The 13038-nt window shown below is 51.3% G+C and carries 12 protein-coding genes; 6 read left to right on the forward strand and 6 right to left on the reverse strand.

The annotated features are described in order from the left end of the window. Nucleotides 1-32: 32 nt before the first annotated feature. Nucleotides 33-1703 (reverse strand): formate--tetrahydrofolate ligase, encoded by a 1671-nt coding sequence (locus tag MRJ96_02515; GenBank protein MDR4500314.1) that lies wholly within the window; start codon nucleotides 1701-1703, stop codon nucleotides 33-35. A 339-nt stretch (nucleotides 1704-2042) separates the two neighbouring features. Here MRJ96_02515 and MRJ96_02520 point away from each other — a divergent pair, with 339 nt between their 5' ends. Further along, complete coding sequence (locus MRJ96_02520) at nucleotides 2043-3389, forward strand: endonuclease/exonuclease/phosphatase family protein (GenBank protein ID MDR4500315.1); 1347 nt, start codon at nucleotides 2043-2045, stop codon at nucleotides 3387-3389. A gap of 39 nt (nucleotides 3390-3428) precedes the next feature. Here MRJ96_02520 and MRJ96_02525 read toward each other — a convergent pair whose 3' ends face one another. Continuing rightward, a complete protein-coding gene (locus tag MRJ96_02525) occupies nucleotides 3429-4379 on the reverse strand; it encodes a cation diffusion facilitator family transporter (protein MDR4500316.1) in 951 nt (316 codons plus the stop codon). Between the two features lie 149 nt (nucleotides 4380-4528). On the opposite strand from MRJ96_02525, the gene MRJ96_02530 reads away from it, so the two are divergent. Further along, nucleotides 4529-5089: a DNA-3-methyladenine glycosylase I gene (locus tag MRJ96_02530; protein MDR4500317.1), complete on the forward strand. Its 561-nt coding sequence runs from the start codon at nucleotides 4529-4531 to the stop codon at nucleotides 5087-5089. A 216-nt stretch (nucleotides 5090-5305) separates the two neighbouring features. Then, nucleotides 5306-5554, forward strand: a complete 249-nt coding sequence (locus tag MRJ96_02535) for a hypothetical protein (protein ID MDR4500318.1) — start codon at nucleotides 5306-5308, stop codon at nucleotides 5552-5554. A 240-nt stretch (nucleotides 5555-5794) separates the two neighbouring features. Here MRJ96_02535 and MRJ96_02540 read toward each other — a convergent pair whose 3' ends face one another. Both MRJ96_02540 and MRJ96_02545 read right to left on the reverse strand, forming a co-directional pair. Then, nucleotides 5795-6331 carry a metal-dependent hydrolase gene (locus MRJ96_02540; GenBank protein ID MDR4500319.1) on the reverse strand — a complete coding sequence of 179 codons (537 nt, stop codon included), beginning with the start codon at nucleotides 6329-6331 and terminating at the stop codon, nucleotides 5795-5797. 9 nt (nucleotides 6332-6340) lie between these two features. Then, nucleotides 6341-7063, reverse strand: coding sequence for an HAD-IA family hydrolase (locus MRJ96_02545; protein MDR4500320.1), 723 nt, complete (start codon nucleotides 7061-7063; stop codon nucleotides 6341-6343). Between the two features lie 216 nt (nucleotides 7064-7279). Here MRJ96_02545 and MRJ96_02550 point away from each other — a divergent pair, with 216 nt between their 5' ends. After that, complete coding sequence (locus MRJ96_02550; protein MDR4500321.1) at nucleotides 7280-9118, forward strand: CocE/NonD family hydrolase; 1839 nt, start codon at nucleotides 7280-7282, stop codon at nucleotides 9116-9118. A 241-nt stretch (nucleotides 9119-9359) separates the two neighbouring features. Here the strand turns inward: MRJ96_02550 and MRJ96_02555 are convergent, their stop codons facing one another. Together MRJ96_02555 and MRJ96_02560 are read right to left on the reverse strand one after the other, a co-directional pair. Beyond that, nucleotides 9360-10043, reverse strand: coding sequence for a hypothetical protein (locus MRJ96_02555; protein ID MDR4500322.1), 684 nt, complete (start codon nucleotides 10041-10043; stop codon nucleotides 9360-9362). A 2-nt stretch (nucleotides 10044-10045) separates the two neighbouring features. Further along, nucleotides 10046-10705 (reverse strand): class I SAM-dependent methyltransferase, encoded by a 660-nt coding sequence (locus MRJ96_02560; protein ID MDR4500323.1) that lies wholly within the window; start codon nucleotides 10703-10705, stop codon nucleotides 10046-10048. A gap of 160 nt (nucleotides 10706-10865) precedes the next feature. Here MRJ96_02560 and MRJ96_02565 point away from each other — a divergent pair, with 160 nt between their 5' ends. Both MRJ96_02565 and MRJ96_02570 read left to right on the forward strand, forming a co-directional pair. Further along, nucleotides 10866-12395, forward strand: coding sequence for a carboxypeptidase M32 (locus MRJ96_02565; protein ID MDR4500324.1), 1530 nt, complete (start codon nucleotides 10866-10868; stop codon nucleotides 12393-12395). Between the two features lie 270 nt (nucleotides 12396-12665). Continuing rightward, entirely contained in the window at nucleotides 12666-12971 is a 306-nt protein-coding gene (locus tag MRJ96_02570; protein MDR4500325.1) for a helix-hairpin-helix domain-containing protein, read from the forward strand. Nucleotides 12972-13038: the final 67 nt, after the last annotated feature.

Genomic DNA, 13038 nt, shown 5'->3' on the forward strand with positions numbered 1-13038 from the left:
TTTGATAATGAAAGAAAGGTCACCCACTTGGGTTAGAAGAGCCCAACAATCTCCCCTTGCGCAGTCATCCCGATGGCATTGGCCGCCGGCACACGGGGGAGACCAGGCATGGTCAGAATATCACCGGTCAGGACCACGACAAATTCAGCCCCCGACGATAGTCGAATGTCTCTCACGGGAATCGTAAACCCGCTCGGAGCCCCTTTCTTGTTCGGATCGGTCGAAAAACTATACTGCGTCTTCGCCATGCATACGGGCATATGTCCATAACCAGCCTGTTCGAGTTCAGTCAAACGATTGAGGATACTTTTCGGAAATTCCACATCGTCCGCCCGATAAATTTCTCGCGCGATGGTCCGCACCTTTTCAGCCAGTGGCTGCTCATCTCCATAGAGCACTTCGAAATTTGCCTTCCCCTGCTCGATCACATGGATGACTTCCTCTGCTAACGCCGTCGCGCCATCGCCACCCTTAGCCCAATGTTCCGCAAGCACAACATTCACGCCTAAGTCGGCACATGCCTGTTTAACGAGATTGATTTCCGCCGTCGTATCCGACGTAAAGTGATTGATGGCCACCAGGGTTGGGACGCCAAATTTTTGAACATTCTCCAAATGTCGCAACAGATTAGGAAGACCGAGCCTTACGGCTTTCAAATCCTCCTGATCAAGCTGCTTGGCATTCGCCCCGCCATGAAGTTTCAGCGCCTTCACGGTCGCCACCATGACCGCGCAATCAGGCTTGAGCCCCGCACGCCGGCATTTAATATTAAAAAACTTTTCGGCCCCCAGATCCGCGCCGAATCCCGCTTCAGTCACGACATAATCCGCCAATTTCAACGCCGCGCATGTGGCCACCACAGAATTACACCCATGCGCAATGTTCCCAAATGGGCCTCCGTGGACGAATGCGGGGTTATGCTCCAGCGTTTGCACAAGATTTGGATGAATGGCGTCTTTTAACAAGGCCGTCATCGCGCCTGCGGCATGGAGGTCCTTGGCGAACACCATCGCCTTCTCCACCGTTCGTCCCACCTTAATATTTCCTAATCGTCGCTGAAGGTCCTTCAGATCCGAGGCTAATCCCAATATGGCCATGACTTCAGAGGCAGCGGTAATATCGAATAGCGCTTCACGCGGAAATCCGTTGGCTGCACCACCGAGCCCGGTGACGATGTTGCGTAACGACCGATCATTCATATCCATCGTTCGCCGCCAGCTCATGCGACGTACATCAAGCTTCGGCTCATGGCCCCAATAGAGATGATTATCCGCCATGGCCGCGAGGAGGTTATGTGCGGACGTAATGGCATGAAAATCACCCGTAAAATGGAGATTGATATCCGCCATCGGGACGACTTGCGCATACCCGCCCCCACAGGCTCCCCCCTTCATCCCGAAACATGGCCCCAGACTGGGTTCACGTATGGCGACGATGGTCCGCTTCCCGATCTTATTGAGCCCGTCAGCCAGACCGACCGACGTGGTCGTCTTTCCTTCGCCGGCGATGGTAGGGGTCATGGCCGTGACGAGGATCAGCTTGCCGTCAGGGCGATCTCGACATTGCTCGAGCGTTGAGAGCGGAATCTTCGCCTTATATCGCCCATAGAGTTCAATCTGATCTGGAGACAGGCCTAAACGCGTTTGGGCAATTTCCTGAATCGGCTGAAGAATCGCCTGGGTCGCAATTTCAATGTTTGTCATAGCGTTTGGACTTCCCTCCGCGTGAAGTTGGATCCACGAATCATATCAATGAGAGCTTGATCAAAACCATCGCAAGTCAAGGCTTTTTCTCGTGCCCCATCTGCCCTTCATCAGCCCTAGACAATACGGAAGAAGACGACTTTCGGACTGGACTTTACTCCTTGCCCCGCTTAGGATGATCATCAATACAGGTTGTACGTCTGTTTATCCTGGGATATGACTTTCACTATTCACCCCACCTCCCCGTGTCATTGGCCCGTGTCATTGGCCCGTGTAATTGGCCCGTGCCATTGGAACGATGTGTTCTTGCTATCCTTGTTCAAACGGTTGAAAAGAGCGATGGCCCGCCTCACTGTCATGCTTATCTGGATGTTGGCAACTCACGCTGGCTGGGGGCTGTCTGTATGGGCGCAAGAATTTGAGGTAGGCAACCCGATTATTCTGCGCGCCACCAAACCGGTCGGCGTGCCCATTCATCGAAAAAATCCGCCAAATTTCTGGAAGCATGTCCCGACTGGAACGCGAGTGATCCTTGAGGATATCGCCTCTGATGGACAGTGGCTCATGATACGTCTTCCGTCCGGAGAACCGGCTTGGGTGAGCATCAAGTACATCCGTGCGAGTACACCGAGGGACATCTCAGAGGACCCTGAGCCAAACACGGCCATTCACACGCAATCGACCTCAACACTAACTTCGTCAATAGAACAAGAAACCAAAGTCTGGCAATCACGAGAAGGATGTGAGCGAGTGGTCAGGGAGGGGGGACGCATGGCTGTCGCCTCCTCCGCGACGTTACGTGTCGCGACATGGAATCTTCGATGGTTTCCGGTCGGGCAACCTCAAGATCAACACGACTCCCAGGCCAAACCCACGGATATCGATTGGCTGGTCTGCACGCTCATCTGGATGCAGCTTGACCTCTTGACTGTTCAAGAATCCCTCGGGACATCAACGGCATCTCATGCTTGGGACACGATAACGAGAATCCTTTCTCAAAAGACGGGGAAGAAATGGAAATGGTATCGCCAGCCCTGCGGGCGCCCTGACGATCATCATATCGGATTGTTATGGAACGACTCCCAGGTTGAACTCTCACAATTCGAAAGTCTCTGGCAATTTAACTCGAAAGCCAAATCGCCGCAGAAAGCCTGTACGTTCGGGCTCCGTCCCGGCCAATACGTCCGTGTCAAGTCACGGCAAAGCAACGGAGCAGATTTTCACCTTATCAGTCTGCACCTCAAATCAGGGCCGACTGTCTTCGCGGTTGAAGAAAGGCAAAAAGCCTTGAATCGCATCGATCGAACCATCGCGCCTTTTCTGAAGCAGGATCAGGACGTGGTGATCCTCGGAGACTTTAATACCATGGGCGCAGGAGACCGCCATTCACAGATCTCGGAATTGAAATACATTCGCCGCATGGTCTCGAAGGAAAGCCCGGGGTTTGACGACCTGAAGTTAACTCCACAGTGCTCACAGTATTTTCGAGGGGAAGGAGGGTGGCTGGATCACATCCTGGTGACCAAAGGCATGGAAGAAGTAGCGGTCAAAAAAGCTCAAGTCACCGGCTATTGTGGCGTCGCTCAGTGCCAGGCCATCAAGGGGACCTATCCGGCAGCGTACCAGCGATTATCAGATCACTGTCCAGTCGTGATGGAAATCACGAATCAGGATCGCGATGACTAACAAAGCGCTGCTGCCTTCCTGAGTTTCCTGATCCAGTGCTCAAGACTTCTTTTCGGCAAGCGCGGCTCGTTTTTCTTGAACCTGCCTCCGTCGTTTTTCCGCTTCAATAAACACGCGCTTCACCCGGGGATGTACATGTTTAATCTGATGATCAATCGAAGCAATCGTGGATTCCACCTGCTCTGAAGTCAGGCCATCGCGAAAATCCACACTCACATTCACGAGAATAAAGTCCGGTCCCATATGCATCGTCAGGACTTCATTGACATGTTTTATTTCAGCGCACTGTTCCGCCAGCGCTCGAATATCTTGGACAACCTCTCGATTCGCACTTTCTCCGATTAACAGTCCCTTCGTCTCATATGCCAGCCAGACGGCCGTCGCTCCCAGAATCAATCCGATAATCACCGTGGCGACACCATCGAGATAGGGAATACCCGTAACCTGTCCCAACCAAATCCCCACGAAAGCAACGATCAGACCCAATACCGCCGCAGAATCTTCGAATAACACCAGAAACATCGTTGGATCTTTTCCACGTTGTACCGCCTGGAAATACGACCATCGACCTTTTACCTCAGAGAATTCTTTGAACGCAAAATACCAGGCGCCCCCCTCGAAGATCAGAGCGAGCCCTAACACCACGTAATTGACCATGGGGTTTTCAATAGGCTCAGGATGCAGGATATGCAAAACGCCTTCATACAGTGAGATTCCCGCCCCCAAGGCAAAGATGAGAATGGCCACGACAAAACTCCAAAAATAAACTTCTTTCCCATGGCCAAACGGAAACTGTTCATCCGGTGGTTTTTTGGCTTTATGCAGGCCATACAGCAACAGCCCCTGATTACCCGTATCCACCAAGGAATGTATGCCTTCGGCGAGCATTGCCGAACTCCCGGTAAACGCCGAGGCGGCAAATTTTGTCACGGCAATCAGCGCATTGCCGATCAGGGCCGCATAGATAACCTTCTTGGAGCCGGAAGCCATACGTTCTCAACCCGTTGTTTGATGAGTGATAGAATGCTGTATGATGACTGCACTCATGACGAAAACTCGTTAAAGAGGCTGTCGATTTTTCCGCTGAAAGTCAATGAGATTTCCATACGGTTTCCAGTGAACCCTGAAGATTCTTTGAGATGACGAGATGCTCATGGGCAACCAATGATGTATTGATCCGCTATCATGACGAAGAGTGGGGCGTGCCACTTCATGAGGATCAGCGACTCTTTGAATTTTTGATTCTCGAAGGCATGCAAGCTGGCCTAAGCTGGCACACCATCTTAAAAAAACGCCCGGCCTTACGACGCGCCTTCGACGACTTCCAGGCCCACAAGATCGCAGCCTATCCACCGCGAAAGGTTCAACAGCTCCTGAACGATCCCTGCATTATCCGAAACCGGCTCAAGATTTTGTCTTCGATTCAAAATGCCAAGGCATACCTGAAAGTCAAAAATGAATTTCAGAGTTTTGATGAGTACATTTGGCGATTTGTCGAAGGAAAACCGCTCAACAACCGTTGGCCACAACATCAACAGATTCCCTGCCAGACACCGGAGTCCAGCGCGATGAGTAAAGATTTAAAACGCCGTGGGTTTTCTTTCGTCGGTTCCACGATTTGCTACGCGTTCATGCAAGCCACGGGAATGGTCAACGATCACACCATCGACTGCTTTCGACATGGTCAAATCCCATCCTAGCTAGCGATCCATTCTCCGCTCAAATAAAATCCTTAAAATACTTTACTTAATGCACTAAATACGGTAGGCTAGCATCTATCATACCCATACTAATTGCGATTCCCCTTCATATCGTCGGCATTATACAAAAGATTCTCGCCCACATTCTTTGAACACCGCATCGTAAGACCGTGCGTCACGATGCGGGCAACTTTCTGATGCAGGAGGGAGAACATCATGCCGACACAAACCGACGTAGCACAAAAATCCACCATCTTTAAAAAGAGCCGGAAAAAAGGCTTTGAGCAATGGTTTGTCCGGGTCACCTGCAACGTCTTAGGCTCGCGCATCTATGGCCCATTTCCCGCAGAACTTGAGGCTGAACGGTTTCGAGAAGGCGCTGAATTCGAGCTCCGAAAATTGTTGGATTTTGAACTGCCAATCCTGTCAGGAAGTGCGTATTCAACCGTCCACGCAAAACGATAGAGTCGTCACTTTTGCTCACCCTGCTGTTCTTTGGGTTCTGCATGAAGCTTTTCCGTTTGATTTCCCGACGGCAAGTATAAGCTTTTCCCTTAATCGCTCGTGCCTTTCCGGGTGATAGCGAATCAAACGGGTTTCAGCGGACACCAAGCCGCGCATTCCACGTGTAGCACCTCTCATCGTGAGAAAGTTTTTTTGCAATGACTCTAGCCGTTTGCATGGCTAATGAAGTGGATGGCTGTTTCAATCTTTCCGCCTGACCAACCGGATCGCTGCCAGCCAGAGTCCAACAGGAATTCCAATCCATACCCCTTCGCTCTCCAAGACTCGCAAGCCCGAGTCGCTAAAAAAATTGGCGATACCTATCGGCGAGACCTGCACCGGAGTCCACGGGAAAAAATAGCGGGTCGTGTCAAATGGGGCAAAGAATGCCACGCCACGCCCTCCATTGGTGAAGGCGTCCAATATTCCATGCGAAGCAGTTACGATCGAAAAATGGGCGACGAGTTTCCACCCGGCAGCCGAATTCAAAGGCACGTTGGGAAACCCGAACCGAACGAGACTCACCCCGAGAAGAAAAGCAAAAAAGAACGAATGGGTCAGACCCCGGTGTCCTAGCACATGTCCGTATGGAATCCCCACGGCAAAAGCCAATACATCAACATCAGGAAGAATAGAACACCCGATGGTGAGGATCCAGAAGCGCTGAGGGGATACTGTCCACTGGTGGGAACGGCCGATGGCATACGCAACAAGCGCGTGAGAAAAGGCGGAAGCCATGGATACAACTCAACACGAGGAGCGAATGAAGAGCTGTTCAATCGAAGGATCAGCCAGGCTTTCGGCCACTAAATGCACGCCTGAAAAATCATGGTTTCGACTATGCTCGCCAGGCACAGCCACTGTGTAGGCGCCCGCAGCCAAGGCAGCCCGACACCCGATTTCACTGTCTTCCAACACCATGAGTCGCTCCGGCTCCACATGAAATTGCTTGGCCGCCTTTTGATAAATCTCCGGATCTGGCTTGCCCCTCTCGATCACCTCAGCTGTTAAGAAAAACTGAAAATGATCCCGAATATCGAGCAACTCCAGAACACGATCCACGAAACAGCGTCGACTACTCGTCGTCACGGCTTTAGGGATCGCATGGAGGGCAAGCTTGTCCAATAATGACAATAAGCCAGGCATCGGGGCTAATCGTTCCTCGAGCAAACTGCTAAAAATTTCATCTGTTTCGTTCTGCAACTGTTCAACCGTGTCATCTAAGCGATGCCAATCGATCATGACCTGTAACGCCACGTGACTTTGTCGCCCCATCATGTGATCCAGCAACTCTCGGGTGATTCTCTTCCCACGTCTCTCCAACATGACGCCACCGACTTCCGTGTACAGCTCTTCGGTGTTGACCATCAGGCCGTCTAGATCGAACGCCACAGCTTCAACGATTGGCAGTTTCTGAGAAGGACGCATTTCGCAAGACTCTGTCGAGAACTCTCCTTGATAGCCGGCCATCTAGCTCACAAGACCCATTATTTGTATGATTGAGACAATGATGATACAGCCCACTCGATTCAAGCAACCCGTGCGTTGCTCACCATCCAAGACGATAGCACATCCTGTTCCTCATTCAACCCTGGCATCTTGATGACAATCATACGATACGTTCATAAAGCCCATCAGCCACTTCTTCATTTTCGTCGATGGCTATGGCCACTGACGTGTTGGCTCATGAGCGCGGTGGTTTGCGGTCACGCGCTGGCGGCAACGGATGCGGCACAGAACAGTCCACGACCGTATGAAGGCAAGCCCTTATCCGAGGAGTGCGACTACACACGTCATTCGCTGTACCTGGAAATGAGTGACGGCGTGCAGCTTGCTATCACCGTGTATCTCCCGGATCGCGCGGACAATTCACACTACCCTGCCATTCTTCACCAAACCCGGTACTGGCGAGCGATCGAATATCGCTGGCCGGTGTCCATGTTTCAAGATGACCTACCAAGGGGGTTGATGGGAACCTATGCCAAACGGTTCTTACAGAATGGCTATGCATGGATCGATGTCGACGTACGTGGGTCAGGAGCCTCGTTTGGGTCTCGTCCTTACGCCTATTCACCACGAGAAATTCTGGACGGGAAAGAAATCGTGGATTGGATCGTGAGGCAACCATGGTCCAGTGAACGCGTCGGAGCCCTGGGAATCTCGTACGCCGGGGCAACGGCGGAAATGCTCCTCGTGAATCAACATCCAGCCGTCAAAGCCGTCGCACCGCTATTTTCCGGGTTCGACCTGTACCCGGAAATCGTCTTTCCCGGCGGCATTCACCTCACGTGGTTTACCAACACATGGACGTACATTGGCCATCAGCTCGACCACAACCAATTACCCTTTCGCGGATGGTTCACCAAAGCGTTTGTGCATGGCGTCATGCCTGTCGATACAGACCACGATCGATCACTGCTCACGCAAGCGCTTTCACAACATGCACAAAACTGGAGTCCCCATGAACAAGCGCTCAGCGTCACATTCCGAGATGACACACCATCCTCGAAAGCCGTCCCTGACATCGACAGCCTCAGCACAAGACACTATGCCAAGGACATTGCGAACTCCAAGGCTGCGATCTATAGCTACAGCGGTTGGCTTGACGGTGGCTATCAATTAGCCGCGATCAACCGTCACCTTCGACATAGTCAAAAACACAACAAATTGATCATTGGACCGTGGGATCACGGCGGACGACGCAACATCAGTCCGTTTCATCTCAGCGAATCCGAATTCGATCATCAGGGAGAACTCTTGAAATTTTTCGACTATCACCTGCGGGGACTTGAGACAGGAATCAAAGATGAAGCCTCTGTGCACTACTTTACGATGGGCGAAGAACGATGGAAAGCGCACAATATCTGGCCGCCGGAAGCCGAACCCGTCCGGTATTTTTTATCGAATGATTCCCATCTTTCAACGCTCCGGCCTAGCGAGAATGAGGCCTATGATCGATACTTAGTGAACCCTTCCGTCGGAACGGGACATCAGACACGATGGGATACCTTGATAGGCCAACCGTTACCCACACCGTATGCAGACCGTGCGTACGACCCCAGTCTATGGTTGTCCTATACGACACAACCATTGGAACAAGACACCGAAGTCACAGGACACCCGCATGTGACAATGTATCTCAGCTCCACGACGGATGATGCGACGGTGTTCGCATACTTAGAAGATGTAGATCCAACGAAGCAGGTCACCTACGTCACGGAAGGTCAGTTACGCGCACTCCATCGACAAGAGGTTGATCCCCCGGAGTATTTCCCGAAAGGCCTTCCTTATCGGACATTTACTCGTCACAATGCTCGACCACTCGTACCTGGCCAGACTGTCCGACTGTCTTTCGCTCTCCTCCCGACGTCTTATCTATTTAAAAGAGGCCATACAATCCGGTTAACTATCACTGGGACGGACAAAGATCATTTCGCACTTTTGCCTGGTGCCCTCCCCACCTTCACCATCCATCGCTCAAACGACAAGGCCTCCTACCTTGAGCTTCCGATCATCCTTAAATAGGAGGCCTAAACCCGGGTCTTTAAGACAGCCACACCGCGCATTTCAGGCAAGTATCCCCAAAATATGGGGAAAAGGATGTGCATAACCCTTGAATTAATCCTCACCCGACCGATACGTAATACCATTCACCAGACTGCTCACCAGATTACTCAATTGATAAGCATTGTGGGAGGCATGACAACAAAAATCTGTTATAGCCAACGATTATCGCAGCAGGTACTGGAAATGGGAAAAAGGAAGGCTATCCGAGGAACGACCAGGTAAAGTAACCGCCAAACCCAATCGCTAGAAGCGCAGTACTCATTTTCATATGATGTTGCCATGCCCCAGGAACATACACGAATGGAAGGCTGATCACCGTACTCATCAACAACATCCCGCTGATCGACCCAAGCCCGAAGATTGCGATATAGCTCAATCCCGCTTCCATCGATGGCATGGTTGTCATCACGGCTACACTCAGCGCGGCGCTCCCGGCAACTCCATGAATACAACCAATCGTGAGAGCTTTGACTCTGGAAACCGCGACATGATGCTTGTGAATATGTTGATTTTCCCGGTGAAGATGAACATGGGAATGGGTGGTGCCATCATGATGATGCTCATGCGCATGCACCGTCAAAGGTCGCCAGCAACGCCAAAGAAGCTGAACGCCAAGGAGCAGGATCATACATCCAACCACGGCTTCCATGCTTTTGGCGAGACCTACTGGAATCGTCCATTTCAAGCTCAGGACGACGACACCGATCAATCCTAGAGTCATGGCGTGTCCGATTCCCCAGATCACCCCCAACAAGGCCGAACGCCGCAAATTTTTCGACTCTGCCGCCAACGTCCCTACCGCGATAAGATGATCAGGGTCGAGGGCATGGACTATGCCTAAAAGCAGTCCCAGCAATAATGAGGAAATCAGAGCATGATCCATCGCTAGCACGCTTCGTTCTTTCGAGCTGGTGTGATGACCAACACTCCGTCTCGAATGGTTACAAGGACGGCCGTCACACGAGAGTCGGCATGGACGACTTGGTTTAATTCCCGGATCGCGACCGTGGAATCATCAACGGGTGAAGATTCCAATACATCACCATTCCATAACACATTATCGATTAAGATTACGCCTCGTTCAGCCACTAGATCCAGGGCCCGCCGATAGTAATGGACATAGTTGACCTTATCCGCATCGATAAAGATCACGTCATAAGAGGATTGGAGATTTTCGAGCGTTTCTAGTGCGGGGCCGAGCTTGACGTCGATTTTTGAACCATGCCGACTTTCAGCAAAATATTTTTTAGCCAATGCCGTCGAGTCACGATCAATGTCACAGGTCGTGACTGTCCCGTCGGCCGGTAAGACTTCCGCAAAACAGAGCGCACTGTACCCCGTAAACGTTCCAATCTCGAGAACATGTTTGGCACCTACGAGGATGGCCATCATTTTCAAGAATGCCCCTTCCAACGGTCCCACGACCATCTGCGGCAAGTCCATCGTCTCATAAGTTTCTTCTCGCAAACGTCGGCAGACATCGGACTCGGGGATGGAATGGGCTTCGGCATAAGCCTCAATTCCCGGTAGAACAAGTGATTTCATAAAGACCTCTCTTGAAATGAATATCTCTCACAATCTCGACTGAAGACTCACGGCTACAAAAGCAGGAACAGACACATTCCGGTTTGCCAAGACCCGATTCGCTTCCGTACAGTGGGGCCAACGCATTTGGACGAACTTCACCCCGGCAGGAGACATCATCATGATCGCAGACCCGTCATTCACCAAGCTTACCGAGAAACTGACGACCATTCATCACATCAAAGACGCGTGCGCGGTGCTATCCTGGGATCAAGAAACCTACATGCCAACCGGGAGCGGACAAGCGCGAGCTGAGCAGATTGCCACGTTGCAAACGCTGGCCCATGAGTCGTTTGTGTCATCGGAAATGGAACAGTTGCTCGGCAAATGGATAGATATAGACACGGGAGAACCGACATTCGAATTGGACGATGAATCTCGCGCGCTGCTTCATGAAACCTGGCGAGACTTTCACCGGGCTAAGAAACTTCCATCAAAATTCGTCAACACCTTAGAACGCGAATGCTCCCTAGCTCAACAAGTTTGGGCTGAAGCGAGAAAAAAGAATGATTTCGCGTCGTTCTTGCCAAATCTTCGTCGCGTCATCGCGTTAAAGCTCGAGGAAACGGAATACCTGGGCTATGCGAATACTCCGTATGACGCCCTACTCGATGAATATGAACCAGGCTCAACTGTTCACAAACTCCAACCGCTTTTCTCGACGTTGCGGCCTCGCCTGATCTCCTTACTGCAACGTGTACTTAATTCTTCGGTGAAGCCGAATAATTCTCTTCTGACACAAACATTTGACCAGGCCAAACAGCTCGCCTTCGGGGAAAACGTCCTCAAACGCATGGGCTATGAGTTCAATCGCGGACGGTTGGATCAGTCAGCCCATCCGTTTACCACAGCCTTTCATCCTCACGACGTCCGCGTCACGACCCGCGTGTTCGAACAAGACTTTCAATCCTGCCTCTTTAGCTGTATCCATGAAGGGGGGCACGGTCTGTACGAGCAGGGGCTTCGCCCCGAACATTACGGCACCGTATTGGGAGAAGCGGTTTCGCTGGGCATTCATGAAAGTCAGTCCCGGCTCTGGGAAAATTGCGTCGGTCGTTCCCTGCCGTTCTGGCAGCACTTTTTCCCCGAGGCGCAAAAAATTTTTCCTGACCAGCTTGGACATGCGTCACTCGATGAATTCTACGTGGCTGTCAATCAAGCCAAGCCGTCTTTGATACGTGTCGAGGCTGACGAACTGACATATAATTTACATATCATGGTGCGATTTGAGATTGAGCTGGCTCTCATCGAAAGGCAAATCCAGGCAGAAGACCTTCCCGCAATTTGGAATGAAAAAATGCAAGAATACCTGGGGATTACCCCGAACAGTGATGCACAGGGCGTTCTGCAAGACGTGCATTGGTCATTCGGCGCATTCGGATATTTCCCGACCTATACCTTGGGGAATCTGTATGCGTCCATGTTTTATGCGCAGGTCAAGGAAGAACTACCCACCCTGGAAGCAGGCATTGCGGCCGGCCACATGCTCCCTCTCAAGGATTGGCTGAACCAAAAGATTCATCGTTGGGGACGCCAATTTCCGCCTGATGTGCTCGTGTCCCGAGTAACCGGACACGCTCCGTCACCCGAACCCTTTTTGACCTATCTCGAACAAAAATTCAGCCAACTCTATAACTTTTCGTTGGAGTGAAAACCATCGGACAGCAATACGCGAATGTAACGCGTCGTACATACGCTCGCGAGGAGAGGGAGCCAGCATTTCCTCATCTATCAAGGTTATAGCGAAACCAAAGACAGATCTCACGTTCCCATGCCGTAACCTCCGCGACAGTTTCCAACAGTCCTCACGAATACCCCAGAAGAGGAATTGTGATTTTCTATTGGGGTACCTAGGCTTACCTCCAGTATTCCAATCAAAGCTACCTCGTTAGCTCTATTAATTCCAACCGGGAGGTTTTACATGAAAGTTCTTTCCACACTATCGCGGGCATTGGCGGTGTCTATTTTTTGCACGTCACTCCTTTTCGGAGCAACCTTGGGGTTCGCGGCAGATAACAAGCTGAACATCAACACGGCGACGATGGCCCAACTCGAAGGCCTGAAAGGCATCGGGCCTGAACTCGCCGAGCGTATCTTGGATTACAAGAAGAAAAATGGGGACTTTAAGAATATCCAAGACTTGACGAAAATCAAAGGTATTGGCGAGAAAAAACTGGCGATGCTCAAAGATTCAATCATGATAAAGCAATCTTCAAAACGGTATTAACGGCAACCCGCCCCTCTCAACTTCTCTATAAGAGAGGGGCGGTCAGCTTCCCTTCGGCCGAAGGCCT

The sequence above is a fragment of the Nitrospirales bacterium genome, from assembly GCA_031315865.1.
GTDB lineage: Bacteria > Nitrospirota > Nitrospiria > Nitrospirales > UBA8639 > JAGQKC01.

Bases quoted from the DNA above. Each gene is read 5' to 3' on its own strand.
- MRJ96_02540 (MDR4500319.1), bottom strand. From the start codon at position 6,331: ATGGCTTCCGCCTTTTCTCACGCGCTTGTTGCGTATGCCATCGGCCGT.
- MRJ96_02545 (MDR4500320.1), bottom strand. From the start codon at position 7,063: ATGGCCGGCTATCAAGGAGAGTTCTCGACAGAGTCTTGCGAAATGCGT.
- MRJ96_02535 (MDR4500318.1), top strand. From the start codon at position 5,306: ATGCCGACACAAACCGACGTAGCACAAAAATCCACCATCTTTAAAAAG.
- MRJ96_02570 (MDR4500325.1), top strand. From the start codon at position 12,666: ATGAAAGTTCTTTCCACACTATCGCGGGCATTGGCGGTGTCTATTTTT.
- MRJ96_02515 (MDR4500314.1), bottom strand. From the start codon at position 1,703: ATGACAAACATTGAAATTGCGACCCAGGCGATTCTTCAGCCGATTCAG.
- MRJ96_02555 (MDR4500322.1), bottom strand. From the start codon at position 10,043: ATGGATCATGCTCTGATTTCCTCATTATTGCTGGGACTGCTTTTAGGC.
- MRJ96_02565 (MDR4500324.1), top strand. From the start codon at position 10,866: ATGATCGCAGACCCGTCATTCACCAAGCTTACCGAGAAACTGACGACC.
- MRJ96_02525 (MDR4500316.1), bottom strand. From the start codon at position 4,379: ATGGCTTCCGGCTCCAAGAAGGTTATCTATGCGGCCCTGATCGGCAAT.
- MRJ96_02520 (MDR4500315.1), top strand. From the start codon at position 2,043: ATGGCCCGCCTCACTGTCATGCTTATCTGGATGTTGGCAACTCACGCT.
- MRJ96_02530 (MDR4500317.1), top strand. From the start codon at position 4,529: ATGACGAGATGCTCATGGGCAACCAATGATGTATTGATCCGCTATCAT.
- MRJ96_02550 (MDR4500321.1), top strand. From the start codon at position 7,280: ATGAGCGCGGTGGTTTGCGGTCACGCGCTGGCGGCAACGGATGCGGCA.
- MRJ96_02560 (MDR4500323.1), bottom strand. From the start codon at position 10,705: ATGAAATCACTTGTTCTACCGGGAATTGAGGCTTATGCCGAAGCCCAT.